We start from the raw sequence: 23,817 nt of genomic DNA on the forward strand, positions 1-23,817 counted from the left end.
GAAAATGTGCACTGGAGTACGTCGGTTTTTAAGGGTTGCGGATGTTAACCCTTAGCCGGGCGGAATGCAAAGCCTCTGATCGAAAACCGCTGGTCGGCATCGGGAGCGGGGACTATCATGCGCGCCTTCGAATTCAGCCTCGAGAAGGCAAGGACCCATGCTAGTACTGGGATTGGAAACATCCTGCGATGAAACCGGCGTCGCCCTCTACGACAGCGAGCGCGGCCTGCTGGCCGACGCGCTGTTCAGCCAGATCGACCTGCACCGCGTCTACGGCGGCGTGGTGCCGGAGCTCGCCTCCCGCGACCATGTGAAGCGCATGCTGCCGCTGATCCGTCAGGTGCTGGGCGAGGCGGACTGCGTCGCCACCGACATCGATGCCATTGCCTACACCGCCGGCCCGGGCCTGGTCGGTGCGCTGCTGGTCGGCGCGTCCTGTGCCCAGGCGTTGGCGTTCGCCTGGGGGATCCCGGCGCTGGGTGTGCATCATATGGAAGGTCATCTGCTGGCGCCAATGCTCGAGGAGCAACCGCCGGAGTTTCCGTTCGTCGCCTTGCTGGTGTCCGGCGGCCACACCCAGCTGGTGCGGGTCGATGGCATCGGTCGCTACGAACTGCTCGGCGAGTCGCTGGACGACGCCGCCGGCGAGGCTTTCGACAAGACCGCCAAGCTGATCGGCCTGAGCTACCCCGGTGGTCCGGAAATCGCCCGCCTGGCGACTCAGGGTGTGCCGGGACGCTTCGTTTTCCCGCGACCGATGACCGATCGTCCGGGCCTGGATTTCAGCTTCAGCGGGCTGAAGACCTTTGCCCTGAATACCTGGCAGCAATGCCGCAATGCCGGCGACGACAGCGAGCAAACCCGCTGCGACATCTCGCTGGCCTTCCAGCAGGCGGTGGTGGAGACTCTGACCATCAAATGCCGCCGCGCCCTCAAGCAGACCGGGCTCAAGCGCCTGGTGATCGCTGGTGGCGTCAGCGCCAACAAGGCCTTGCGCGAGTCGCTGGAAGAAATGACCGCCGGGCTCAAGGGTAACGTGTTCTACGCTCGTCCGAAATTCTGTACCGACAATGGCGCGATGATCGCCTACGCCGGTTGCCAGCGCCTTGCCGCGGGCCAGCAGGAAACCCTGGCGATCAGCGTCCAGGCGCGTTGGCCGATGGAGCAGTTGCAGGCGATCTGAGCCCGAGCCGGGCTCGTGTCCGAGGCTTAGAAGTGCCGTTCGCGCCCGGCGAACAGGTCGCGTAGATTGCCGCGGTGGCGCCAGACGATGAGCAGGGTCAGAACCGTCATCGGCAGCAGCGCCTCCGGTTCGCGCCAGGCCAGCAGTGGCAGGGTCAGGGGCGTGGCGATCAGCGCGGCCAGAGAGCTGGTGCGGGTGAGATAGAAGGTCAGCAGCCAACTGCAGATGGCCAGCAGGGCGGCCGGTGGATACAGGCCGAGGAGCATGCCGGCGGCGGTGGCGACACCCTTGCCGCCGCGGAAACGGAAATACAGCGGAAACAGGTGGCCGAGCACTGCGCAGAGGCCGATCCAGGCTTGTTGCTGTTGGTCCAGACCCGCCATCTGGGCGAGCAGGATCGGCACCAGGCCCTTGCACAGGTCGCCAAGCAGGGTCAGGATCGCCAGTTTCCGCCCCGCCAGCCGCAGCATGTTGGTGGCGCCGGCATTGCCTGAACCGCTCATGCGCGGGTCGGGACTGCCGCTCAGGCGGCTGAGGACGATGGCGAAGGACAGAGAGCCAAGCAGGTAGGCGAACAACGCCAGTAACCAAAACATGCTAACTATTCCGGGCAAGGACGCCCCAGATTCTAACGGCGCAAGGCGCCCTTGTCGTGCTGTGGAGAGAAGTGCTTGGACAGAGTGTTCATCGAGGGGCTGGAAGTCGATACGGTGATCGGTGCCTACGACTGGGAACGCGGCATTCGCCAGTGTCTGCGGCTGGACCTGCGGTTTGCCTGGGATAACCGTCCGGCGGCGGCGGGGGACGACCTCACCCTGGCCCTGGACTACGCCAGCGTTTCGGCGCGCATCCAGGCGTTCGCCGAACAGGCGCAGTTCCAGTTGGTGGAAACCTTCGCCGAGCGCCTGGCCCAGGTACTGATGGATGAATTCAACATTCCCTGGCTGCAGTTGAAGCTGACCAAGCCCGGCGCGGTCCCCGCGGCCACTGGCGGGGTTGGCGTGGAGATCGAGCGCGGATGCCTCTGACACGGGTTTACCTGGGCCTCGGCAGCAATGTCGAGCGCGAGCGGCACCTCTGCGCTGGTCTCGACGCGCTGGCCGGCTTTCTCCAGCAGATGCACTGCTCGCCGGTGTTCGAAAGCCAGGCGGTGGGAATCAAGAGTGGGCCGTTCTTCAATCTGGTGGTGACCGGCCTGACCGATCTGCCGCTGATCGAGCTGGACCGCCGACTCAAGTTCATCGAGGCCGACAACGGCCGCTACGCCCCGGAGCGCAAGGGCCTGCCGCTGGACATCGATGTGTTGATGTACGGTGACCTGCACGGCAATTTCGATGGCCTGGTCCTGCCCCGTGCCGAGATCCTCAAGAACGCCTTCGTGCTCTGGCCGCTGTCGTTGATCGCGCCGCAGCTCATGCATCCGGGGGCGGGCAAGAGCATGGCGCAGTTGTGGGGCGAGGCGCGGATCGATCAGGTCCTGGCGCCGGTCTCGTTCTTCTGGCAGGACCAGCAACTGACGCCGGGCGTTTGAGAGAAAGGCCGGCTCAGCCGCCGGCACTTTCCTTGTAGGTTTTCAGCGCATTCAGGCGTGCTTTCTTCAGCGCTTCACCCAAGGCCTGACCGCTGTAGCCCTGTTCCACCAGCGGCTTTACCGCGACCTTTCGCGCCGTTTCGGCGGCACCACGCAGAAAATCAGCCTGTGGATAATCACGATCCTCCAGGCCGAGTCGGCCGCGGGCATCCATCTCGCAGGCAACGATGAACTCTTCGAACCGCTGTGGACGACGGTAGACGTCGAACCGCTGCAGCAACTCCAGCAGGGTAGTGGGGCGAAGCTCCAGCGCGCGATGGCCGTGGGTGTGGTACTCGCCCACCAGCATCGCCAGTTCCTGGCAGTCGCGAGGTGCCTTGAAGCGCTGGTTGACCGCGTCGATCAGCTTCAATCCCCGGTGTTCGTGGGCGATATGCCGTGGCCATTCGGCTTCCGGCGTGGCGCCCTTGCCCAGGTCGTAAAGCAGGCAGGCCCAACGCACGGTCAGGGGCTGGCCATGGCGGGCTGCCTGTTCCAGCACCGAGAGGGTATGGGCGCCGGTATCGACCTCCGGGTGATGGGCGGGAGGTTGTGGCACGCCGAACAGCGCATCCACTTCCGGTATCAGTTGCTTCAGCGCGCCGCAGTCACGCAGGACCTGGATGAATACCTGGGGATGATCTTCCATCAACGCCCGGGAAATCTCCTTCCAGCTACGTTCCGGGGTCAGGGCTTGCAGCTCACCGGAGTCGCTCAGCTGACGCATCAGTTCAAGGGTTTCCGGCGCCACGCTGAAGCCGAGGCCGGCAAAGCGCGCGGCAAAGCGTGCGACCCGCAGGACACGAAGAGGATCTTCGGCGAACGCCGGAGAAACATGGCGCAAAAGACGGCTATCGAGATCTTGTTTGCCTTGGTAGGGATCGGTCAGGTTGCCATGCTCATCTTCGGCCATGGCGTTGATGGTCAGGTCGCGTCGAATCAGATCCTGTTCGAGGGTGACGTTCGGGCTGGCGTGGAAAGTGAAGCCGCCATAGCCCACGCCGCTCTTGCGTTCGGTACGGGCGAGTGCGTATTCCTCACCGCTCTTCGGGTGCAGGAACACCGGGAAATCGCTACCCACCGGGCGATAGCCCAAGGCTTGCATCTGTTCGGCGGTGGCGCCGACCACAACCCAGTCGTTATCGGTGACCGGTCGGCCGAGCAGACGGTCGCGCACCGCGCCGCCGACTTTGTAGATCTGCATGAAAAACCTCCGTAGATACCCCACAGGATAACCTGTGTGACATCACGGAGGCTGCTGGCGTTACAGGTGCACGACGGCCAGATCGAGACGACCGTGGTCGCCCCCTTCGCCGTGTTCACCCCTGGGTGGTATGTGGTGGGTCTTCATCACCTGATCGCCCTGCAGGGTTTCCAGGTGGATGTCGAAGCCCCACAAGCGGTGCAGGTGCTTGAGCACTTCCTCGGTGGAGTCGCCCAGCGGTTTGCGGTCGTGTTGCTGGTGGCGGAGGGTGAGGGAGCGGTCGCCGCGGCGGTCGATACTCCAGATCTGCACGTTGGGCTCGCGGTTGCCGAGGTTGTATTGCGCCGCGAGGGTTTCCCGGATGATGCGGTAGCCGCCTTCGTCGTGGATGGCCGGGACCAGCAGATCGTCGCGCTGGTCATCATCGAGGATGCTGAACAGCTTCAGGTCACGGATCACCTTGGGCGAGAGGTACTGCAGGATGAAGCTCTCGTCCTTGAAGCTGCTCATGGCGAACTTGATAGCCGAGAGCCAGTCGCTGCCGGCGATGTCCGGGAACCAGCGGCGGTCTTCCTCCGTGGGGTTCTCGCACATGCGGCGGATGTCGGTATACATGGCGAACCCCAGGGCATAGGGGTTGATGCCGTTGTAGTACGGGCTGTCGAAGCCTGGCTGGAACACCACGCTGGTGTGGGACTGGAGAAACTCCAGCATGAAGCCGTCGGTGACCAGGCCTTCGTCGTACAGGTCGTTCATCAGGGTGTAGTGCCAGAATGTGGCCCAGCCTTCGTTCATCACCTGGGTCTGGCGCTGTGGATAGAAATACTGGGCGATCTTGCGCACGATGCGCACCACCTCGCGTTGCCAGGGCTCCAGCAATGGTGCGTGCTTCTCGATGAAGTAGAGGATGTTTTCCTGGGGTTCGGCGGGGAAGCGCGCCGTGTCCTTTTCGCTGATCTTGTCAGCGCTTTTCGGAATGGTCCGCCACAGATCGTTGATCTGCTTCTGCATGTGTTCTTCACGGTCCTTCTGCCGCCGGCGCTCTTCCTCGGCGGAGATGGGATAGGGGCGCTTGTAGCGATCGACACCGTAGTTCATCAGGGCGTGGCAGGAGTCGAGCAGGTCCTCCACGGCGTCGATGCCATGGCGTTCTTCACACTGGGTGATGTACTGCTTGGCGAAAACCAGGTAGTCGATTATCGAACTGGCGTCGGTCCAGGTACGGAACAGGTAGTTGCCCTTGAAGAAGCTGTTGTGCCCGTAGCACGCATGAGCCACCACCAGGGCCTGCATGCAGATGGTGTTTTCTTCCATCAGGTAGGCGATGCACGGATCGGAGTTGATCACGATCTCGTAGGCCAGTCCCATCTGGCCGCGGCTGTAGGATTTTTCTGTGCTGAGGAAATGCTTGCCGTAGGACCAGTGGTGATAGCCCAACGGCATGCCTACGGAGGCGTAGGCATCCATCATCTGCTCGGCGGTGATGACTTCGATCTGGTTGGGATAGGTATCCAGGGCGTAGCGCTCGGCCAGGCGGCTGATCTCGCGATCGTAGGCCTGGATGAGTTCGAACGTCCACTCGGACCCGGTGGATAGGGGTTGGCGCTTCTCTCTGGCGGTCATGTCACTAACCTGCGCTGGAAGAGTTCACGGAAGACCGGATAGATATCGCCGGCCGACACCAGCTGTTGCTGCGCGAATGTATCGGGAAAGGCTTCGCCGATGCGTTCGTACTCGAACCACAGTGCCTGATGTTCGCGGGGGGTGATCTCGACGTAAGTGTAGTACTGGACGAACGGCATGATCTGCTTGCTGAGGATCTCCCGACAGATTGGCGAATCGTCGTTCCAGTTGTCGCCGTCCGAAGCCTGGGCGGCATAGATGTTCCATTCATTGGCCGGATAGCGTTCGGCCATGATCTCCTGCATCAGCTTCAGGGCGCTGGAGACGATGGTGCCGCCGGTTTCCCGCGAGTAGAAGAACTCTTCTTCGTCTACCTCGCGCGCGCTGGTGTGATGGCGGATGAACACCACCTCGATGCGGTCGTAGTTACGCTTGAGGAAGAGGTACAGAAGGATGAAGAAGCGCTTGGCAATGTCCTTGGTGGCCTGGGTCATGGAGCCGGAGACGTCCATCAGGCAGAACATCACCGCTTTGGAGCTGGGGTTGGGGTGCTTGACCAGCAGGTTGTACTTGAGGTCGAACGTATCGAGGAACGGGATGCGATTGATGCGTGCGATCAGCCGTTCGATCTCCGCCTCGACCTCCTGGATATCTCCGAAGTTGTCCGGTTCTTCACGTTTCAGCCGTGCCAGCTCCTCTCGCGCCTCGCGCAAGCGTGCTCGACTGCTGCCGGACAGGGCAATGCGTCGCGCGTGGGCCGAGCGCAGGGTACGGATGATGTTGATTCGCGACGGGTTGCCTTCGTTGCTGATCCCGGCGCGCACGGTCTTGAAGGTATCGGTGCCGGTCAGGTGACGCTTGACCAGGTTGGGCAGTTCGAGGTCTTCAAACATGAATTCGAGAAACTCTTCCTGGGTGATCTGGAAGACGAACTCGTCCATGCCCTCGCCGGAGTTGCCCGCCTTGCCGCGGCCGCCCCCACCGCCGCCGCCCTGTGGTCGGGGGATGTGTTCACCGGCGGTGAATTCCTTGTTGCCCGGGTGGACGACGGTTTGCTTGCCGCCACGGCCATGGTGCAGTACGGGTTCGTCGATATCGCGGCCGGGGATGCTGATCTGTTCGCCATGCTCCATGTCGGTGATGGAACGGCGGCTTACGGCTTCCTCGACGGCTTTCTTGATGTGGTCACGGTAACGCCGCAGGAAGCGCTGGCGGTTGACCGTGCTCTTGTTCTTGCCGTTCAGGCGTCGGTCGATGACGTAGCTCATGGGCCCTCCGGTAGCTGGGATACAGCTGCAAGCTTCTAGCTACAAGCTGCAAGTAAAAGCATCCGCCACAGTCATCCGCCGTACGGTGTGCAACGGCACACCGCGGACGGCTGACGACGTGTGGCTTGTAGCTTGCCGCTTTTACTGGGACTTTCTGACCCGCAGGTACCATTCCGAGAGCAGGCGAACCTGTTTGTCGGTATAGCCGCGTTCCACCATGCGCGTGACGAAGTCGTTGTGTTTCTGTTGATCCTCTTTGCTCGCCTTGGCGTTGAAGCTGATGACCGGCAGCAGGTCCTCGGTGTTGGAGAACATTTTCTTCTCGATGACCACCCGCAGTTTCTCGTAGCTGAGCCAGGTCGGGTTCTTGCCGTTGTTGTTGGCCCGGGCACGCAGGACGAAGTTGACGATCTCGTTGCGGAAATCCTTCGGATTGCTGATGCCGGCCGGTTTCTCGATTTTTTCCAGTTCTTCGTTGAGGGCGATGCGATTGAGGATCTCGCCGGTTTCCGGATCGCGGTATTCCTGGTCCTGAATCCAGAAGTCCGCGTACAGCACGTAGCGGTCGAAGATGTTCTGGCCGTACTCGCTGTAGGACTCCAGGTAGGCGGTCTGGATTTCCTTGCCGATGAACTCGATGTAGCGCGGTGCCAGGTATTCCTTCAGGTAGCGCAGATAACGTTCGCGAACCTCGGCCGGGAACTGTTCCTGCTCGATCTGCTGTTCGAGCACGTAGAGCAGGTGTACCGGGTTGGCGGCGACTTCATGCGGATCGAAGTTGAATACCTTGGACAGGATCTTGAAGGCGAAGCGGGTCGACAGGCCGTTCATGCCCTCGTCGACACCTGCGGCGTCGCGGTACTCCTGGATCGACTTGGCCTTCGGATCGGTGTCCTTGAGGTTCTCGCCGTCGTACACACGCATCTTCGAGTAGATGTTGGAGTTCTCCGGCTCCTTCAGGCGCGACAGCACCGTGAACTGGGCCAACATCTTCAGGGTGTCAGGTGCGCAGTGGGCCTTGGCCAGGGAGCTGTTGAACAGCAACTTGTCGTAGATCTTGATCTCGTCGCTGACGCGCAGGCAGTACGGCACCTTGACGATATAGATCCGGTCGATGAAGGCCTCGTTGTTCTTGTTGTTGCGGAAGCTGTGCCATTCCGATTCGTTGGAGTGGGCCAGCAGGATCCCGGAGTAGGGGATCGCGCCCAGGCCTTCGGTACTGTTGTAGTTGCCTTCCTGGGTAGCGGTGAGCAACGGGTGCAGGACCTTGATCGGTGCCTTGAACATTTCGACGAATTCCATCAGGCCCTGGTTGGCCCGGCACAGTGCGCCCGAGTAGCTGTAGGCATCTGCGTCGTTCTGCGGGAATTCTTCCAGCTTGCGGATATCCACCTTGCCCACGAGGGCCGAGATGTCCTGGTTGTTCTCATCGCCCGGTTCGGTCTTGGCCACGGCGATCTGGTTGAGGATCGACGGGTACAGCTTGACCACCTTGAACTGGCTGATGTCGCCGCCGAACTCGGCCAGGCGTTTGGTCGCCCAGGGTGACATGATGGTGTTCAGGTAGCGCCGCGGAATGCCGAAGTCTTCCTCCAGGATGGCACCGTCCTCGGCAGCGTTGAACAGCCCCAGTGGCGATTCGAACACCGGCGAACCCTTGATCGCGTAGAAGGGCACCTTTTCCATCAGTTGCTTGAGTTTTTCCGCCAGGGACGATTTACCGCCACCCACCGGGCCAAGCAGATACAGAATCTGTTTCTTCTCTTCCAGGCCCTGTGCGGCATGCCGGAAGTAGGAAACGATCTGGTCGATGCACTCTTCCATACCGTGGAAATCGGCGAACGCCGGGTAGCGGCGAATCACCTTGTTGGAAAAGATTCGCGACAGCCTGGAGTTGTTCGAGGTGTCGACCAGTTCCGGCTCGCCGATGGCCATGAGCAGACGCTCGGCCGCCGAAGCGTAGGCGCTGCGGTCGTTCTTGCAGAGCTCCAGGTACTCCTGTAGCGAGAGCTCCTCCTGGCGGGTGGACTCGAAGCGTTGTTGGAAGTGGCTAAAAATACTCATGACGTCACCTCGCTCGATACGTGGAGCCGACGCCGGATCAGTCAGCTGATGCTGGCATGCAATCGATATGGACGATTGCTGTATACCCCCCAGAACACCTTGAATTCGCTACCGATGACCCGCACGCCGGTGTACCGGCTCTCCCCTTTTTGGATGGCCTGGGCTTAAGGATAGTTCGTAATCCGGGAGGTCAAGGTTGGATGGCGGATAGTTTCGCCATGACCGTTCGTCTGGTCAGGCGCGAGCCCGCGCGGGACGCGGGCTGCGGGGCAGGAAAAAAATTATTCCGCAGTGCCTTGAGTGGTTTCCGCGGGAAAGGTGCCGCGCCACAGCTCGAAGCCGCCGTCGAGGCTGTAGACGTTCGAAAACCCCTGGCTGACCAGGTAGGCCGCGGCGTTCTGGCTGGAGTTGCCGTGATAGCAGACCACTACGGTCGGGGCATCGAGGTCGGCGTTGCGGATGAAGTCGGCCACCGAGTGGTTGTCCAGGTGGCTGGAGCCAGTGATATGGCCGTTGGCGTAGGCTTGCGGGTCGCGAATGTCGACCACGACCGCACCTTGCTCGCGCAGCGCTTGGGCCTGTTCGGGAGGGATGCGTTTGAATTCGCTCATGGGGGCGGTTCCTTCAACAATGACGGGCCATTCTAGCTGCTTGTGGCGGTCGCTGGCGCATCCTTGTCCTTGCACTCGCAGCGGTGCATCTCGCCGCTGTCGACATTCATCAGGGTCATGGCGCCGCCCCAGACGCAGCCGGTGTCGAGGGCGAACACGCCGGGTGCGTTGCAGCGGCCTTCGAGTGCGGCCCAGTGGCCGAAGATGATCTTCACATGCCGTGAGCGCCGCTCCTTGTGCGCGAACCAGGGCTTGTAGCCGGGCAGCGCGGTATCGGCACCTTCCTTGCCCTTGAGGTCGAGCTTGCCCTCGGCAGTACAGAAGCGCATGCGCGTGAAGTAGTTGGTGATGACCCGCAGGCGGTCCACGCCGGTCAGGTCTTTGTTCCACTTGACGGGATCGTTGCCGTACATGCCGTCGAGGTACTGCTTGATGCGCAGGTCGTCACGCAGGACTTCCTCGACCTCCGCAGCCAGTCCCAGGGCCTTGCCCAGGGTCCACTGCGGTGGAATGCCGGCGTGGACCAGCACGGTGCCGCGGGGCTCGTCGAAATGCAGGAGCTTTTGCCGGCGCAGCCAATCGAGCAGCACGGGAGCGTCCGGCGCCTCGATGATTTCACGCAGGGTGTCGCTTTTCTTCAGGCGTTCGATGTTGTGCCACACCGCCAGCAGGTGCAGGTCGTGGTTGCCCAGCACGCACACCAGCGACTCGCGCATGGCGTAGAGGTAGCGCAGGGTTTCCAGGGATTGCGGACCCCGATTGACCAGGTCGCCGACCAGCCACAGGCGGTCCACCGCCGGGTCGAAGGTGACCCGCTCGAGCAGGCACTTGAGCGGCTCGAGACAGCCCTGCAGGTCGCCGACGGCATAGGTCGCCATCAGTGCAGGGCTCCAGGTACGGCGAGACGGAACGGTGCGATATCGGCCTCGAAGCGTGTTCCGTCCTGGGCGAACATCTGGTAGCTGCCTTCCATGGTGCCAACCTTGCATGAGATGACCGCGCCGCTGCTGTAGGTGTGGCTTTGGCCCGGTGCGATCAGTGGTTGTTCGCCGACCACGCCATCCCCGCGTACTTCCTCCACCTTGCCGTTGCCGTGGGTGATGACCCAGTGGCGGGACAGCAGTTTGGCGGGGAGCGTGCCGTTGTTGCTCACGGTGATGGTGTAGGCAAAGGCGTAGCGGTCATTTTCGGGTTGCGACTGCTCTGGAAGGAAGCGGGTGACGACGCTGACGTCGACCTGATACAGGGGATCGGACATGCGGGGAGCCTTCAAGACGAACGGATGTTTCGATTTTTGGGGGTCAGTCTAGGCCATCGGCGGGGCAGCGGGCCAGCCTCGTGGAGAGGCTGGCCCGGCTGAGGATTCACTTGGCGGGGGACTGTTCGGCCAGCTTGTCCGCCAGGCGGACGAAGGCAGCCAGATCGAGTTGCTCGGGGCGCAGGCTGCCGTCGACGCCGGCGGCTTCGATGGCGTCGCTGCCGAGCAGGGCCTTCAGGGTGTTGCGCAGGGTCTTGCGACGCTGGTTGAACGCCTCGCGGACGATGCGTTCGAGCAGGCGGTGGTCCTTGGCCGGGAACGGCAGGACCTCGTGAGGCACCAGGCGCACGATCGCCGAGTCCACCTTCGGCGGCGGATTGAATGCCCCGGGGCCGACGTTGAACAGATGCTCCACCCGGCAGTGGTACTGCACCATGATCGACAGGCGCCCCCAGTCACCACCACCGGGGCCCGCCGCCAGGCGCTCGACCACTTCCTTCTGCAGCATGAAGTGCATGTCGCGGATCAGTTCGGCGTTGTCCAGCAGGTGGAAAATCAGCGGGGTGGAGATGTTGTACGGCAGGTTGCCAACCACCCGCAGCGAGCGTGGGGCGGCGCCGAGGGTGGTGAAGTCGAATTTCAGAGCGTCGCCCTGATGCAGGCGGAAATTATCGCGGCTGGCGAATTGCCGATTGAGGATCGGTACCAGGTCCTTGTCGAGCTCGACCACGTCGAGTTGCGCGCCGCTGCCCAGCACGCCCTCGGTGAGGGCGCCCTGGCCCGGGCCGATTTCGAGGATGTGCTCGCCGGCCTTGGCATTGATCGCGCGCAGGATGCGGTCGATCACGCCAGCGTCGTGCAGGAAGTTCTGACCGAAGCGCTTGCGCGCCCGGTGTTGGTATTGCTCGGTCATAGTCGGGTCTCGGCCATCTGGTAGGCGGTTTCCAGGGCGACCTGCAGGCTGCCGGTGTCGATCCTGCCGGTGCCGGCAAGGTCCAGGGCTGTGCCGTGATCCACCGAGGTGCGGATGATCGGCAGGCCGAGGGTGACATTCAGTGCAGCGCCGAAGCCCTTGAACTTGAGCACGGGCAGGCCCTGGTCGTGGTACATCGCCAGCACCGCGTCGCAGTGCTCCAGATATTTGGGGGTAAACAGGGTATCGGCCGGCAACGGGCCGCGCAGGTCCATGCCTTCGGCGCGCAGGCGTTCCAGTGTGGGCTCGATGATGTCGATTTCCTCGCGTCCCAGGTGACCGCCTTCACCGGCATGCGGGTTGAGTCCGCAGACCAGGATGCGTGGCTGGGCGATGCCGAACTTCTGTTGCAGATCGGCATGCAGGATCCGCGTGACCCGCTCCAGGCGTTCGACGGTGATGGCATCGGCGACGTCGCGCAGGGGCAGGTGGGTGGTGACCAGGGCGACGCGCAGGCCGCGGGTGGCGAGCATCATCACCACCTGGGCGGTGTTGGTCAGCTCGGCGAGGAATTCGGTGTGTCCGGAGAAAGCGATGCCGCTTTCGTTGATCACGCCTTTGTGGACGGGGGCGGTGATCATGCCGGCGAAATGCCCGTCCAGACAGCCCTGTCCGGCGCGGGTGAGGGTTTCCAGGACGAAGGCGGCATTGGCCTTGTCCAGCGTGCCAGCGACTGCCTGGTGCGCCAGCGGCGTATCCCAGACATACAGGCTGCCGGGCTCGGCGGGCTTGTCGGGGAAGGCATCGGGACTGACCGGCAGCAGCGTGACGGCCACACCCAGCTGGGTGGCCCGCTCGGCGAGCAGGTCACGGCTGGTGATGGCTATCAAGGGGTAAGGCTGGGCTTGCGAGGCGAGCAGCAGGCACAGGTCGGGACCTATGCCTGCGGGTTCGCCGGGAGTGAGGGCGAAGCGCTGCGGTTTCACTGGGCGGCCTGGTCGGCGCCAGGAAGCTTGATTTCCACATAGGCTTCGTCGCGAATCTGACGCAGCCAGCTTTGCAGCTCTTCGTCGTACTTGCGGTTGCGCAGTACGTTCATGGCCTGTTGCTCACGGGCCTGGGCGGTGCTGTCGGTGGCGCGGCGGCCGAGGACTTCCAGTACGTGCCAGCCGTATTGGGTCTGGAACGGCTTGGACACCTGGCCCTGAGGCGCATTGGCCATGACTTCGCGGAACTCCGGTACCAGAGCGTTCGGATCGATCCAGTTCAGATCGCCGCCGTTGAGCGCGGAGCCCGGGTCTTCGGAGAAGCTCTTTGCCAGCTCGGCGAAGTCTTCGCCAGCCTGGATGCGATCGTACAGGCGCTGGGCGAGGACCTTGGTTTCGGCTTCGCTGCGGATCTCGCTCGGCTTGATCAGGATGTGGCGAACATGCACCTCATCACGCAGTTGGGTCTGGCCGCCGCGTTTTTCCTGGAGCTTGAGGATGATGAAACCGCCCGGCGTACGAACCGGCTCGGTGACGTCACCGACAGCCATGGAGCTGAGCATGCGATCGAACGGAGGTGGCAGCTGAGCGGCTTTGCGCCAGCCCATCTCGCCGCCTTCCAGCGCGGTTTCGCTACCCGAACGGGCGATGGCCAGTTGCGCGAAGTCGGCCCCCTGCTTGAGCTGCTGGTAGATCTCGCCGGCCTGGCGTGCTGCGGCCTGGATCGTGGTGGAGTTGGCGCTTTCCGGCGTCGGGATCAGGATGTTGGCCAGGCGGTATTCTTCCGACAGCTGCATCTTGCCCAGATCGGAGGCGAGGAAGTTCTTCACTTCCTGCTCGGAGACCTGGATACGCTCGGCGACGCGGCGCTGGCGCACGCGGCTGATGATCATCTCGCGACGTACCTGCTCGCGGGCGTCATTGAACGACAGACCATCATGGGCCAGGGCAGCGCGGAACTGCTCCAGGCTCATGTTGTTGCGCTGGGCGATGGTGCCGATGGCCTGGTTGAGCTCTTCATCGGTGATGCGGATGCCGGAACGCTCGCCGATCTGCAGTTGCAGGTTCTCGACGATCAGCCGCTCCAGCACTTGCTGGTCGAGCACGCTGGTCGGCGGCACCGCGCCACCGCGCTTGGCGATGGTCTGCTGTACCTCATGGACGCGCTGGTCCAGTTGGCTCTGCATGACCACGTCGTTGTCGACGATGGCGACGATCTTGTCGAGGGGCTGCACCGCGGCGTGCGCAGTGCTGCTCAGCATTACGGCGCCCAGCATCAGCGGGCGCAGACAATCAATAAGCTTGGTCTTCACGTGTACGGTAACCTTGAATGCCGGTGTCGAGGAAACTCTCGACCTTGTTGCCCACTACGCCACCGAGGCCTTTCAGCACGATCTGCAGGAAGACGCCGTGGTCGCCTTTTTCGTTTTGCGGGGTTGCCTGGCTGAAGTCGTCATAGTCAACCCAGTAGCGGTTGATCAGGCGCAGCTTCCAGCAGCAGTTGTCGTATTCGAAACCACCGAAGGCTTCCAGGGTGCGATTGCGGTTGTAGTCGTGCTGCCAGCGAGCGATCGCGGTCCACCGTGGAACGATCGGCCACATGACCGAGAAGTCATGCTGCTGGATCTTGTAGTAGTCCTTGATGTAGTTCGGATCGCCCGGGCTGCCGTAGTCCCCGCCGCCAACCTGCCACTGGCCGGTCGTGCTGTTGAAGGACACGGTGTCGTTGCGATAGCGATAACCCAGGTTGACGATCTTGTTGACGTTGTCTTCCGGCTGGTAGTGGAACATCGCGCTGCCCGAGCGGGTGCTGCGGCTGTCCGGGTCCCAGTTGAAGTCGGAGTTGAAGCGCCAGTCGCGGTTGAAGCGGTATTCGTATTCCAGCGCGTATGGCGAAACGTCCGACTTGGCATCGGCGCGAGTACGGTAGTCGATGCCTGGCAGTTGAACCTTGCGATCCTTGAAGTACACGGCCTGGCCAATGCTGAAGCGCTGGCGCTCGAAGCCGTTTTCCTCGATCCAGCGATTGGTCACGCCCAGGGACAGCTTGTTCTCGTCGCCGATGCGGTCGGAGCCACTGAAGCGATTGTCCCGGAACAACGAAGCGAAGTTGAACAGGGATTCGCTGGTATCAAAGAGCGGGATGTCGCTCTGATTCTCATAAGGCACATACAGGTAGTAGAGGCGCGGTTCGAGGGTCTGGTTGTAGTTCTTGCCGAACCATTGGGTCTGACGGTCGAAGTACAGGCCGCTGTCGACACTGAAGATCGGCACATTACGGGTCTGGGTACCGCTGAAGTCACCCTGGAGTCGCAGCGTTTCCGCGCTTGCTCCAGCGAGATCGCGTTTGCCCTTCGCGTCCAGATCCAGGTCATAGTACGTGGAGACATACTTGACCGATGGAGTCAGGAACCCATAACTGGCTTTCATCGGCAAGCTGATCATCGGCGCGGCATTGAGGCGGGTGCCGTTTGCGCGCGCTACGCCGAAGATGTTCTCGTCAAGGCGCTTGCCCGGGGTACCGAGAGAATCGTCCAGCTCACCGTCTTTCTTCCTTACCAGATCATCTCTCAGGTCGCGGTCGAACCGCACGGCTTCGGTTTTGTAGCTGAACTCGAATCCGCCGGGATGATAAGGCAGCATGCCGTTGAAAGTGACCTGCGGCAGACGATCATAAGGCGTGATCTGCGAAATGGTCGCCAGCTCGAACGCCTGGACATTCAACCCGGCGGTGTAGTTGTCGCCGCGGTAGGTCAGCTGGCCCTGCTGGTTGATGAAGTCGCGCTGTTCGACACCGATCTGGTCGGTTTCCAGATCCTGGAAGTAGAACGGGTCACTGATATCGGTGTAGTCGACTTCGGCCATCAGGCGCTCGTCGAGGCCGCCCTTGTGCTGCCAGTTGACCATCCAGCGCTGATCTTTGTAGTCGGTCTGCAGCTTGCGTTCGTCTTCCCGGTCGTTCAGCCAGGCACCACCGAACTGGCCTTCGCTGGACTCGGTCAGGTAGCGGAATTCACCTTCCATCAACAGGCCACGCTTGGCCATGTAGCGGGGATAGAGGGTGGCGTCGTAGTTCGGCGCGAGGTTGAAGTAGTACGGCGTGACCAGCATGAAGCCGGTGTCGCTGCTGGTGCTGAACGACGGTGGCAGGAAGCCGGACTGGCGACGGTCGTCGATCGGGAAGTAGATATACGGGGTGTAGAGCACCGGAATATCTTTGACCCGCAGGGTGACGTTGGTCGCGGTACCGAAACCGGTAGCCGGGTTCAGGGTGATGTTGTTGCCCTTGAGCTCCCAGGCGTTGCTGTTCGGCTCACAGGTGGTGTAGGTACCGTCCTTCAGGCGGATGATGGCGTTCTCGGCACGCTTGGCGTACAGGGCGCTGCCGCGCACGCGAGACTTGTGCATCACGTATTCGGCGTTGTCGACCTTGGCCTCGCCCGTGTCGAGCTGGATGTCGGCGTGGTCACCGACGACCAGCGAGCCGTTGTCGCGGATCTTCACGTTGCCGCTCAGCTCGCCGCGGTTCTCGGCCTGGTAGAGGTTGGCCTCGTCGGCCTCGACCTGCATGCTGCCCTGGCGCATGACCACGTCACCGGCGAGGGTGGCAATCTGCTGCTCCTGCTGGTAGCGGGAAACCTTGGCACCGATGAAGGTCGGCGCTTCGTCCTTCGGCGTGTCGTCGCTCATGCCCGGACGGGTCGGTTCGATATAGGCGCCGGCGCAGTACGGACCGGCTTCGGCGAGCTGGGCTGCGGTCAGCTTCTCGCGAGGCACCCAGTCCAGGTGGCTGTAGTCGGCACTGCGGGATTTCAGACCACGGCCCTTGGCCTCGGTGACCAGGACTGGCTTGGGACCGTTGTCCTCGGCGCTGCCGGCCTGTTCCGGCGTGGCATTGGCCGAGCTCACCGCCGCGCCATCATGGATCGGGCGGGGTGGCAGGGTGGCGGCGTTGGTCTTGGGTTTGCAGTCCCATCCGCCGGATGCGGAAACCTGGCAGTCGAACTGCTCGGCGGCCACCACGTACGACGTGGCCAGAGGTTGCAGCGCCAGCAGACCGCCGGTGACCAGCAACGGGAATTTTTTACGAAACGCGGGGGATTTCAATGCCATCTTATTAGTCCGGGCTTCCTGCGTGCCATCTGCCCGCGTGTGGGGCCGCACGCCTCTCGATGGTCTGAAAAAGATGCTGGATGATAAAGCATGCCCCGCTTGACGGCTAGGCTCTCTAAGAAATGCATCCCAGTCGCCGATACAGCGATGAAAACAGGCTCGGAATGCGCATTTACAACCAGTAAACTCCGCTTCCTCGTCTGTATTCGCCTTGCCCGGCCTGCGTCCGAATACATTCCATATCCAGTCCGGGGCCGTCGGAGACCCTTGCAATGCCCGATCACGATGTACGCCTGCAGCACCTCACCGCCTGGCTCGACGAGCAACTGGCCAACCTGTTCCGCGCGCAGGGCTGGGGGCCGGTGCCCGCGGCCAGCCTGACCGCCGCCAGCAGCGACGCGAGTTTTCGCCGTTACTTCCGCTGGCAGGCCGATGGTCGCAGTTTCATCATCATGGATGCGCCTCCGCCCCAGGAAAACTGCCGTCCCTTCGTCGACATCGCCCGCCTGCTGGCCAGCGCCGGGGTCAATGTGCCGGTGATCCACGGCGAAGACCTGGAGCGCGGCTTCCTGCTGCTGAGCGACCTGGGCAACCAGACCTACCTCGACGTGATCGACGCCGGCAATGCCGACGCCTTGTTCCACGATGCCATCGATGCATTGCTGGCGTTCCAGCGTTTGCCACTGGATGCACCATTGCCCAGCTATGACACGGCCCTGCTGCGCCGCGAGCTGGAGTTGTTCCCCGAGTGGTACGTCGGCCGCGAGTTGGCGCAGCGCTTCGACGAACGGCAGGCCGCCGCCTGGCGGCGGGTCAGCGCGCTGCTGATCGACAGCGCCCTGGCCCAGCCGAAGGTGCTGGTGCACCGCGACTACATGCCGCGCAACCTGATGCGCAGCGTGCCGAACCCGGGTGTGCTGGATTTCCAGGACGCCGTCTACGGTCCGGTCACCTACGACATTACCTGCCTGTTCAAGGATGCCTTCCTCAGCTGGCCGCAGGCGCGGGTCGCCGGCTGGCTGCGTGACTACTGGCAACGTGCCCGGGCGGCGGGCATTCCGGTCCAGGCCGACTTCGAGGACTTCCACCGCGCCAGCGACCTGATGGGCGTGCAGCGTCACCTGAAAGTGATCGGCATCTTCGCCCGCATCTGCCACCGCGATGGCAAGCCGCGCTACCTGGGCGATGTGCCGCGCTTCTTTGCCTATATAGATGAAGTGATTTCCCGACGGCCGGAGCTGGCCGAGCTGGGTGAGCTGCTCGCCAGCCTGCGCCCGGCGGTGGAGGCGCGCCCATGAAGGCGATGATCCTCGCGGCGGGCAAGGGTGAGCGGATGCGTCCGCTGACCCTGCATACGCCCAAGCCGCTGGTGCCGGTGGCGGGCGTGCCGCTGATCGAGTATCACCTGCGAGCCCTGGCTGCGGCGGGCTTTACCGAGGTGGTGATCAACCATGCCTGGCTGGGCCAGCAGATCGAGGATCATCTCGGCGACGGCTCGCGCTGGGGCCTGAGTATCCGCTTCTCGCCGGAAGGCGAACCCCTGGAAACCGGCGGCGGCATCTTCAAGGCACTGCCGTTGCTGGGGGAGGCGCCGTTCCTGCTGGTCAACGGCGATATCTGGACCGATTACGACTTCGCCCGTCTGCGTCAGCCGTTGCATGGCCTGGCGCACCTGGTGCTGGTGGACAACCCGGGGCATCACGGTGCTGGAGACTTCCGCCTCGCAGGCGATCAGGTCGAGGATGGCGCCGGCGCCCCAGACACCCTGACCTTCAGCGGTATCTCGGTGCTCGACCCGGCGCTGTTCGCCGGCTGCCAGGCGGGCGCGTTCAAGCTCGCCCCGCTGTTGCGCCAGGCCATGGCCGCTGGCCGGGTCAGCGGCGAGCATTTCCGTGGGCACTGGGTGGATGTCGGCACCCTGGAGCGTCTTGCCGAAGTCGAGCGCCTGCTCGCCGAGCGCCGCTGACATGCTGTGGCCGAGCACAGTGATCGGAGCCGGTGCCGGCTTCGCTATCGCCAGCATTCCTGGCGCGCTGTTGGGAGCCCTGCTCGGGCAGGCGATGGACCGCCGTTTGCAGTTGCACAGCTGGGCGCATCTGCGGGAAAAACTCGGCGGTCGTCCGGTTCTGCGCGACGACGAGGTGCTGTTCGTCCTGCTGGGACGCCTGGCGAAAAGCGATGGTCGCGTCGTCGAGGCGCATATCCAGCAGGCACGCCAGGAAATGCAGCGTCTGGAAATGAAGGACCTCGCCCGGCAGAGAGCCATCGCCGCGTTCAACCTCGGCAAGGCCGGGCGCGAGAAGGTCGACGGGCATCTGCAACGCCTGAAGCTGCAGCCGCATGCCGCCGAAGGGGTATTGCGCGCCTGTTGCCGGATGGCCTGGGCCGACGGTCGTGCCGGGCGTGACGAGCGGGAATTGCTGCTGCACTGGGGCCGGCAACTGGGCTGGTCGGCGGCCAAAGTGCAGGCCCTGGCGGGCGACTACGAGCCGCGCAAGGCCGCGCTGGAAGGACCGGGCAGTTATGCCGAGGCCCTGCGCCTGCTGGGTGTGACCACGGACACCGGTTCAGGCGAGGTCAAGCAGGCCTATCGGCGCCTGATCAGCCGCAACCATCCGGACAAGCTGCAGGGCAGCGGCGCCAGCCCGGCCAGGGTCCGCGAGGCGACCGAGCGCACCCGCGAACTGCACCAGGCCTACGCCATCATCCGCAAGCACCGCGATTTCTAATCGATCTCGCTAGGGCTCAGCCAGCCACGAATCCGCCTGAACAACTGCTCCTGTTCCGCGGAGCGGTTGCCGGGCATGGCGGTCAGGGCGACCTGCTTGTAGTCGCTGTCCTTCATTCGCTTGCTGGCCTGCAGACGCTGCTTCGCCGCCTGACGGGCCGATCCCTGGTCGTTGTAGTAGAAGTCGGCGGTCGGCACTTTCAGAGTGGCGGTCAGGCTGTCCAGGCTGCGCTCGGCCTTGACTGGCGTCTGCACCGAAACCATCACCAGTTTCTGTACCTGCGCCGGCTGCCGTTCGCTCAGGTAGCGGGTTGCCCAGTAGGCACCGGTACCGCTGCCGAGGACCACGACGCTGCGCGCGTTGTGCTGCTGGGCGTAGGCCACGGCGGCGTCGAGGCGGGCGAAGATGCGCTCGGCATCGCTGTTGTCGCCGCTGTTCTCGGCGCTGGCGGTGTCGCTGGCTTCTGTCTCGCTCTCCACGGCGGTGGCCTGGGCGATATTGGCATTGGCGTCGGCCGGGGTGTCCTTGGCCGGTGCCGCCTTGCTGGTGTCTTCGGTCTTTGCTGCGGGCGCCGGGCTTTCGCTGCGTGCCACCGGGCTGTCAGTGAGCAGGTCGGGCAGCGCCAGGCTCAGGGTGCCCCAGTCGGCATCGGGGAATTTACGCCGCAGCGGGCCGACGGTCTTCGGCCAGTCGGCGCTTTCACCGGCACCGGCGAGGATCACCAGCACACCTTGCGGTGTCGGGCTGTTGGCCGGCTTCCACAAGGCCAGGAATGTGTCGCTGCCGGCTTGCAGGGTCTGCTGTTCTTCCTTGGGCACCTGGCGTTCCAGGGCAAGGGCGTCTTCCTGGTTGCGCTCGATCAGGGCAGGGCGCTGAGCGGTGGCGTCCGGGGCGGTTTCTGGCTTTTTGCCATCCTCGGCATGGGCACTACAAGGTAGTATCAAGGTCAGGCATAACGCAGGAAGCGTCGTGCGATAAAGTGAGAACATTGATCGATCCAGGCCAGAATGATACCGGCAGCCTAATGGTATTTGTCCGGGACGGCCACGTTTGGCGGCCGTCCTTCTATTGACGAGATTCAAGATGATTCGTTTGCGCCGTCTGTGGGTTATCGGCTGTCTGTGCTTGCCCTTGATCGTCCTGGCCGGCCCCGCGCCGTCGACCGTGCAACTGGGCCCGGCGCAGCAGCAGTGGCTCGAGCAGCACCGCAGCTTGCGTGTCGGGATGATCCTGCAGGCGCCCTTCGCCCAGTTCGACCGGCGCCTGCAGCAGTTGTCCGGGGTCAACGTCGAGGTGATGAACATGCTCGCGCGCAACCTCGGCCTGGACCTGACCTGGCGCAATTTCTCCGACCAGGCCGAGCTGGAGCATGCCCTCGCCGCCGGCGAGATCGACCTGGCCCCCGGCCTGACCCAGACCCCCGCGGGCCTGCGCCTGTGGTTGTTCAGCGATCCCTACATGCGCGTGCCGCAACTGATCGTCGGCCAGCGCAGCGGCGCGGTGATGGTGGATGTGGAGAAGATCGGCGACATCGAGCGGGTGGCCGTGCGCATGCCCAGTGCGGTGGCCGACTACCTGCGTGCGACTTACGCGAATCTCAACCTGCAGGGCGTTCCCGGCGAGCGCCAGGCCTTGCAACTGGTGGTCGGCGAGCAGGCACGTTATGCGGTGGTGGACGAGGCGCAACTGAGCCGCTTGTCCCGGGAAAGCGAATTCAGCGAGCTGGCTGTGGTCGGCGACATCGGTTTTCCCCAACTGCTGCGGGTGGCTTCGCGGCGCGACTGGCCGCTGCTGGCAGACATCCTCGAACGTGGTCTGCAGGCGATATCGGCGCGGGACCTGGAGGAATTGCACACGCGCTGGCTGCAACCCAAGTACCCGCGCCTGAGCGAATCGCCGGGCTTCTGGCAGAACCTTGCGCTGCTGTTTGCCGCACTGTTTTTCAGCGCGGTGGCGATCGTGGTCTGGCAGCGCCGTCAGCAGCACTTTCTCGAGCACAGCCTGCTCGCCGCGCGGGAGGATATTGCCCGCCGCCTGGACCGCGAGCAGGCCCTGCGGCTGAGCCAGTTTTCCCTCGACCAGAGCACCGTGGGCATTCTCTGGGTGCACTGGGACAGCCATGTGCGCTATGCCAACCGCGCCGCGGAAAGCATGCTCGGCTATGCGCCTGGCGGAGTGCTGGAGCGGCCGCTGATCGACTTCGAGCCGCAACTGCACATGGACCGCTGGCTGGACCTGTGGAAGCGCTCGCGGGCCAGTGTCGAGACGGCGCAACGCTTCGAAACCCAGTGGCTGCGTGCCGACGGCAGCCTGCTGCCGGTGGACGTGTCGTTGAGTTTCCTGCGCTTTCGCGATGCCGAATACCTGGTGGTCTATCTCACCGACGTCAGCGAGCGCCGCCGGGCCCAGGCGGCCCAGCGCGAGAGCGAGGCGCGGCTCAAGGGGATCGCCGCCAACGTGCCGGGACTGGTGTTTCGCCTGGAGCGCGATCCGGGTATCGACGAGTTGGAGTTCCCCTACATCAGCGAGGGCAGCGAGGCGCTGGTCGGCTACGCGCCGGCGGAGATCCAGGACCCGGAAATGGGCTTGCGCAACCTCGTGCACAGCGCCGACCGGGCCGACTATCACCGGGTCCAGGACCAGGCCCTGGCCAGCGACAGCGACTGGTCGTGGCAAGGCCGGATCCTCACTCGCCAGGGCGAACAGCGCTGGGCCGACATCAAGGCCAGTGCGCGGACCCTGAGCAATGGCCGGGTGGTCTGGGACGGTATCGTCTGGGACATCACCCAGAGCAAGCAGGTCGAGCTCGAACTGGCCAGCTCCCGCGAACAGCTGCGCGAGCTGGCCGCGCACCTGGAGAGCGTGCGCGAGGAGGAAAAGGCGCGAATCGCCCGCGAGGTGCATGACGAGCTGGGGCAGATGCTCACCGTACTCAAGCTGGAAACGTCCATGTGCGAGCTGGCCTATGCCGACCTCGACCCCGGGCTCACCGAGCGCCTGGGCAGCATGAAGAAGCTGATCGCCCAGCTGTTCCAGCTGGTGCGCGATGTGGCGACCGCGCTGCGTCCTCCGATTCTCGACGCCGGCATCGCCTCGGCGATCGAATGGCAGGCCCGTCGCTTCGAAGCGCGTACGCAGATTCCGTGCCTGGTGCAGGTTCCGGAACACCTGCCGCCGTTGAGCGACGCCAAGGCCACCGGGCTGTTCCGCGTGCTGCAGGAGGTGCTGACCAACGTCATGCGTCATGCCCGCGCGCATACTGTGGAGATCAGCCTGACCCTGGAAGGCGCGATGCTGTGCCTGCGCGTCAGCGATGACGGCGTCGGCTTCCGGGTGGACGACAGCGATGCCCGGCGCAGTTCCTTCGGGCTGGTCGGCATGCGTGAGCGGGTGTTGATGCTGGGCGGTGACATGCACCTGGAAAGTGAGCCGGGCGAGGGCACCAGCCTGAGCGTACGAATTCCTCTGGATTGAAACGGGAGCGCGACAGTGATTCGAGTATTGGTGGCAGAAGACCACACCATCGTGCGCGAGGGCATCAAGCAACTGATCGGCCTGGCCAAGGACATGCAGGTGGTGGGCGAGGCGGGCAATGGCGAGCAGTTGCTCGAGGCGCTGCGGCATACGCCGTGCGAGGTGGTGCTGCTGGACATCTCCATGCCTGGGGTCAACGGACTCGAGGCGATCCCGCGGATTCGCGCGCTGAACGCGCCGCCGGCGATCCTCGTGCTGTCGATGCACGACGAGGCGCAAATGGCGGCCCGCGCCCTGAAGGTCGGCGCCGCCGGCTACGCCACCAAGGACAGCGACCCGGCGCTGCTGCTGACCGCCATTCGCCGGGTCGCCGGGGGTGGTCGCTACATCGATCCGGACCTGGCCGACCGCATGGTCTTCGAAGTGGGCCTGACCGATACCCGGCCGCTGCACTCGCTCCTGTCGGAGCGCGAATTCTCGGTGTTCGAGCGCCTGGCCCAGGGCGCCAACGTCAACGATATCGCCCAGCAGCTGGCGCTGAGCAACAAGACCATCAGTACGCACAAGGCGCGTCTGATGCAGAAGCTGAATGTGACGTCGCTGGCGGAGCTGGTGAAGTATGCGATGGAGCACAAGCTGCTCTGAGTGTTCTGGAAGCGACCTCGGCAAGATTGATGTCGTCTGGGCGGGCCTCATCGCTGGCAACGCCAGCTCCCACAGTATCCGCAGCGCTGCTGAACCCTGTGGGAGCTGGCGTTGCCAGCGATGAGGCCATCAGCAACGGCACATATCTAAAACCGTCATCTTTGTAGGGCAATCCC

21 protein-coding genes are annotated in these 23,817 nt (G+C 63.5%); 8 read left to right on the forward strand and 13 right to left on the reverse strand.

What is annotated here, in order from left to right:
* Positions 1-157: 157 nt before the first annotated feature.
* Positions 158-1,183 (forward strand): tRNA (adenosine(37)-N6)-threonylcarbamoyltransferase complex transferase subunit TsaD, encoded by a 1,026-nt coding sequence (gene tsaD, locus RTI28_RS10290; protein ID WP_316920356.1) that lies wholly within the window; start codon positions 158-160, stop codon positions 1,181-1,183.
* Between the two features lie 26 nt (positions 1,184-1,209).
* On the opposite strand, the gene plsY is transcribed toward tsaD, so the two are convergent.
* A complete protein-coding gene (gene plsY, locus RTI28_RS10295; RefSeq protein WP_316920357.1) occupies positions 1,210-1,779 on the reverse strand; it encodes a glycerol-3-phosphate 1-O-acyltransferase PlsY in 570 nt (189 codons plus the stop codon).
* Positions 1,780-1,854: 75 nt separating this feature from the next.
* Here plsY and folB point away from each other — a divergent pair, with 75 nt between their 5' ends.
* Together folB and folK are read left to right on the forward strand one after the other, a co-directional pair.
* Positions 1,855-2,211 carry a dihydroneopterin aldolase gene (gene folB / locus RTI28_RS10300; RefSeq protein ID WP_042123928.1) on the forward strand — a complete coding sequence of 119 codons (357 nt, stop codon included), beginning with the start codon at positions 1,855-1,857 and terminating at the stop codon, positions 2,209-2,211.
* Positions 2,202-2,714: a 2-amino-4-hydroxy-6-hydroxymethyldihydropteridine diphosphokinase gene (folK, locus tag RTI28_RS10305; RefSeq protein WP_316920358.1), complete on the forward strand. Its 513-nt coding sequence runs from the start codon at positions 2,202-2,204 to the stop codon at positions 2,712-2,714. Before folB ends, folK begins: the two co-directional genes overlap by 10 nt.
* Before the next feature lie 13 nt (positions 2,715-2,727).
* Here folK and RTI28_RS10310 read toward each other — a convergent pair whose 3' ends face one another.
* The 11 genes from RTI28_RS10310 to RTI28_RS10360 form a co-directional block, all read right to left on the reverse strand.
* Complete coding sequence (locus tag RTI28_RS10310) at positions 2,728-3,957, reverse strand: multifunctional CCA addition/repair protein (protein ID WP_316920359.1); 1,230 nt, start codon at positions 3,955-3,957, stop codon at positions 2,728-2,730.
* 60 nt (positions 3,958-4,017) lie between these two features.
* On the reverse strand, positions 4,018-5,580 hold the full coding sequence (locus RTI28_RS10315) for a SpoVR family protein (protein ID WP_316920360.1): 1,563 nt from the start codon (positions 5,578-5,580) through the stop codon (positions 4,018-4,020).
* On the reverse strand, positions 5,577-6,848 hold the full coding sequence (locus RTI28_RS10320; RefSeq protein WP_316920361.1) for a YeaH/YhbH family protein: 1,272 nt from the start codon (positions 6,846-6,848) through the stop codon (positions 5,577-5,579). Before RTI28_RS10320 ends, RTI28_RS10315 begins: the two co-directional genes overlap by 4 nt.
* 141 nt (positions 6,849-6,989) lie before the next feature.
* Positions 6,990-8,912, reverse strand: coding sequence for a PrkA family serine protein kinase (locus RTI28_RS10325; RefSeq protein ID WP_316920362.1), 1,923 nt, complete (start codon positions 8,910-8,912; stop codon positions 6,990-6,992).
* A 281-nt stretch (positions 8,913-9,193) separates the two neighbouring features.
* The gene (gene glpE, locus RTI28_RS10330) at positions 9,194-9,523 is read right to left on the reverse strand and encodes a thiosulfate sulfurtransferase GlpE (RefSeq protein ID WP_316920363.1); all 330 of its coding nucleotides are present in this window, start codon (positions 9,521-9,523) and stop codon (positions 9,194-9,196) included.
* A 32-nt stretch (positions 9,524-9,555) separates the two neighbouring features.
* Complete coding sequence (locus RTI28_RS10335; protein WP_316920364.1) at positions 9,556-10,401, reverse strand: symmetrical bis(5'-nucleosyl)-tetraphosphatase; 846 nt, start codon at positions 10,399-10,401, stop codon at positions 9,556-9,558.
* The gene (gene apaG, locus RTI28_RS10340; protein ID WP_316920365.1) at positions 10,401-10,781 is read right to left on the reverse strand and encodes a Co2+/Mg2+ efflux protein ApaG; all 381 of its coding nucleotides are present in this window, start codon (positions 10,779-10,781) and stop codon (positions 10,401-10,403) included. Before apaG ends, RTI28_RS10335 begins: the two co-directional genes overlap by 1 nt.
* Positions 10,782-10,887: 106 nt before the next feature.
* Positions 10,888-11,694 (reverse strand): 16S rRNA (adenine(1518)-N(6)/adenine(1519)-N(6))-dimethyltransferase RsmA, encoded by an 807-nt coding sequence (gene rsmA / locus RTI28_RS10345; protein WP_042123911.1) that lies wholly within the window; start codon positions 11,692-11,694, stop codon positions 10,888-10,890.
* The gene (gene pdxA / locus RTI28_RS10350) at positions 11,691-12,680 is read right to left on the reverse strand and encodes a 4-hydroxythreonine-4-phosphate dehydrogenase PdxA (RefSeq protein ID WP_316920366.1); all 990 of its coding nucleotides are present in this window, start codon (positions 12,678-12,680) and stop codon (positions 11,691-11,693) included. The genes rsmA and pdxA overlap by 4 nt, the downstream gene beginning before the upstream one ends.
* Entirely contained in the window at positions 12,677-13,993 is a 1,317-nt protein-coding gene (gene surA, locus RTI28_RS10355) for a peptidylprolyl isomerase SurA (protein ID WP_316920367.1), read from the reverse strand. The genes pdxA and surA overlap by 4 nt, the downstream gene beginning before the upstream one ends.
* A complete protein-coding gene (locus RTI28_RS10360; protein WP_316920368.1) occupies positions 13,974-16,793 on the reverse strand; it encodes an LPS-assembly protein LptD in 2,820 nt (939 codons plus the stop codon). The genes surA and RTI28_RS10360 overlap by 20 nt, the downstream gene beginning before the upstream one ends.
* 272 nt (positions 16,794-17,065) lie before the next feature.
* On the opposite strand from RTI28_RS10360, the gene RTI28_RS10365 reads away from it, so the two are divergent.
* From RTI28_RS10365 to RTI28_RS10375, 3 genes are read left to right on the forward strand one after another with little or no spacing between them, the layout of a single operon-like run.
* On the forward strand, positions 17,066-18,091 hold the full coding sequence (locus RTI28_RS10365) for an aminoglycoside phosphotransferase family protein (RefSeq protein WP_316920369.1): 1,026 nt from the start codon (positions 17,066-17,068) through the stop codon (positions 18,089-18,091).
* Positions 18,088-18,759 carry an N-acetylmuramate alpha-1-phosphate uridylyltransferase MurU gene (gene murU / locus RTI28_RS10370; RefSeq protein WP_316920370.1) on the forward strand — a complete coding sequence of 224 codons (672 nt, stop codon included), beginning with the start codon at positions 18,088-18,090 and terminating at the stop codon, positions 18,757-18,759. Before RTI28_RS10365 ends, murU begins: the two co-directional genes overlap by 4 nt.
* A 1-nt stretch (position 18,760) precedes the next feature.
* Positions 18,761-19,522, forward strand: a complete 762-nt coding sequence (locus RTI28_RS10375) for a TerB family tellurite resistance protein (RefSeq protein ID WP_316920399.1) — start codon at positions 18,761-18,763, stop codon at positions 19,520-19,522.
* Here the strand turns inward: RTI28_RS10375 and RTI28_RS10380 are convergent.
* Positions 19,519-20,511 carry an alpha/beta hydrolase family protein gene (locus RTI28_RS10380; RefSeq protein WP_316920371.1) on the reverse strand — a complete coding sequence of 331 codons (993 nt, stop codon included), beginning with the start codon at positions 20,509-20,511 and terminating at the stop codon, positions 19,519-19,521. The genes RTI28_RS10375 and RTI28_RS10380 overlap by 4 nt on opposite strands.
* A 94-nt stretch (positions 20,512-20,605) precedes the next feature.
* On the opposite strand from RTI28_RS10380, the gene RTI28_RS10385 reads away from it, so the two are divergent.
* Positions 20,606-22,996 (forward strand): PAS domain S-box protein, encoded by a 2,391-nt coding sequence (locus tag RTI28_RS10385; RefSeq protein WP_316920372.1) that lies wholly within the window; start codon positions 20,606-20,608, stop codon positions 22,994-22,996.
* Between the two features lie 15 nt (positions 22,997-23,011).
* Positions 23,012-23,641: a response regulator transcription factor gene (locus RTI28_RS10390; protein ID WP_316920373.1), complete on the forward strand. Its 630-nt coding sequence runs from the start codon at positions 23,012-23,014 to the stop codon at positions 23,639-23,641.
* The last annotated feature ends 176 nt before the right edge of the window (positions 23,642-23,817 follow it).

The sequence above is a fragment of the Pseudomonas sp. zfem002 genome, from assembly GCF_032621685.1.
Classification (GTDB): domain Bacteria; phylum Pseudomonadota; class Gammaproteobacteria; order Pseudomonadales; family Pseudomonadaceae; genus Aquipseudomonas; species Aquipseudomonas japonica.

Excerpts from the sequence above, each read along its gene's own strand:
- tsaD (WP_316920356.1), top strand. The coding sequence starts at position 158 with ATGCTAGTACTGGGATTGGAAACATCCTGCGATGAAACCGGCGTCGCC.
- plsY (WP_316920357.1), bottom strand. The coding sequence starts at position 1,779 with ATGTTTTGGTTACTGGCGTTGTTCGCCTACCTGCTTGGCTCTCTGTCC.
- folK (WP_316920358.1), top strand. The coding sequence starts at position 2,202 with ATGCCTCTGACACGGGTTTACCTGGGCCTCGGCAGCAATGTCGAGCGC.
- RTI28_RS10310 (WP_316920359.1), bottom strand. The coding sequence starts at position 3,957 with ATGCAGATCTACAAAGTCGGCGGCGCGGTGCGCGACCGTCTGCTCGGC.
- RTI28_RS10315 (WP_316920360.1), bottom strand. The coding sequence starts at position 5,580 with ATGACCGCCAGAGAGAAGCGCCAACCCCTATCCACCGGGTCCGAGTGG.
- RTI28_RS10320 (WP_316920361.1), bottom strand. The coding sequence starts at position 6,848 with ATGAGCTACGTCATCGACCGACGCCTGAACGGCAAGAACAAGAGCACG.
- RTI28_RS10325 (WP_316920362.1), bottom strand. The coding sequence starts at position 8,912 with ATGAGTATTTTTAGCCACTTCCAACAACGCTTCGAGTCCACCCGCCAG.
- glpE (WP_316920363.1), bottom strand. The coding sequence starts at position 9,523 with ATGAGCGAATTCAAACGCATCCCTCCCGAACAGGCCCAAGCGCTGCGC.
- RTI28_RS10335 (WP_316920364.1), bottom strand. The coding sequence starts at position 10,401 with ATGGCGACCTATGCCGTCGGCGACCTGCAGGGCTGTCTCGAGCCGCTC.
- apaG (WP_316920365.1), bottom strand. The coding sequence starts at position 10,781 with ATGTCCGATCCCCTGTATCAGGTCGACGTCAGCGTCGTCACCCGCTTC.
- rsmA (WP_042123911.1), bottom strand. The coding sequence starts at position 11,694 with ATGACCGAGCAATACCAACACCGGGCGCGCAAGCGCTTCGGTCAGAAC.
- RTI28_RS10360 (WP_316920368.1), bottom strand. The coding sequence starts at position 16,793 with ATGGCATTGAAATCCCCCGCGTTTCGTAAAAAATTCCCGTTGCTGGTC.
- RTI28_RS10365 (WP_316920369.1), top strand. The coding sequence starts at position 17,066 with ATGCCCGATCACGATGTACGCCTGCAGCACCTCACCGCCTGGCTCGAC.
- murU (WP_316920370.1), top strand. The coding sequence starts at position 18,088 with ATGAAGGCGATGATCCTCGCGGCGGGCAAGGGTGAGCGGATGCGTCCG.
- RTI28_RS10375 (WP_316920399.1), top strand. The coding sequence starts at position 18,761 with ATGCTGTGGCCGAGCACAGTGATCGGAGCCGGTGCCGGCTTCGCTATC.
- RTI28_RS10380 (WP_316920371.1), bottom strand. The coding sequence starts at position 20,511 with ATGTTCTCACTTTATCGCACGACGCTTCCTGCGTTATGCCTGACCTTG.
- RTI28_RS10385 (WP_316920372.1), top strand. The coding sequence starts at position 20,606 with ATGATTCGTTTGCGCCGTCTGTGGGTTATCGGCTGTCTGTGCTTGCCC.